Genomic DNA, 615 nt, shown 5'->3' with positions numbered 1-615 from the left:
CCCTGACCGGCAGCGTGCTGACCAACGACACCCAAGGTGCGGACCCTGTGGCCTCCGGCCCAATCACCCCCGGCACCTTCACCGGCACCTACGGCACCCTGGTGCTCAACGCCGACGGTTCCTACACCTACACCCTCAACTCCGCCGACGCCGACTTCAAGGGTTTGCACGGCGGCGGCAATGGCAGCGAAACCTTCACCTACACCCTGACCGATGCGGATGGCGACACCAGCACCGCGAACCTGGTCTTGCAGGTGCACAACAACGACGACCCGGTGATCATCACCGGCCTCGACACCGAAGGCGGCGAGCTGTCGTTGCAGGAAAAAAATCTCAGCGATGGCAGCAGCCCGGATGCATCGGCCCTGACCCAAAGCGGCACGTTCACCGTGACGGCGTTGGACGGTGTGCAGACCCTGAGCGTAGGCGGGATCAATGTGGTGACGGGCGGTGTGGCGGCGGGTTTCCCACAATCGATTACCACCGCACTGGGCAACACCCTGACCATCACCGGCTTCAACGCGGCTACCGGTGTAGTGAGCTACAGCTACACGCTTCTCGACAACGAAGCCCATCCAAACGCCAACGGTGCCAACAGCGTTAGCGAGCAATTCG

The 615-nt window shown here is 62.9% G+C and carries 1 protein-coding gene; it reads left to right on the top strand.

All coding sequences use genetic code 11. The annotated features are described in order from the left end of the window. A partial coding sequence (locus tag J3361_RS29310) for a VCBS domain-containing protein (RefSeq protein WP_207967453.1) occupies window positions 1–615 on the top strand: 615 nt, incomplete at both ends.

Origin of the sequence: Pseudomonas sp. OA65 (assembly GCF_017498305.1) — a bacterium.
Taxonomy (GTDB): Bacteria; Pseudomonadota; Gammaproteobacteria; order Pseudomonadales; family Pseudomonadaceae; genus Aquipseudomonas; species Aquipseudomonas zanjanensis.
The sequence above is the reverse complement of the archived record's forward strand: the minus strand, read 5'-3'. Positions and strand labels throughout refer to the sequence as shown.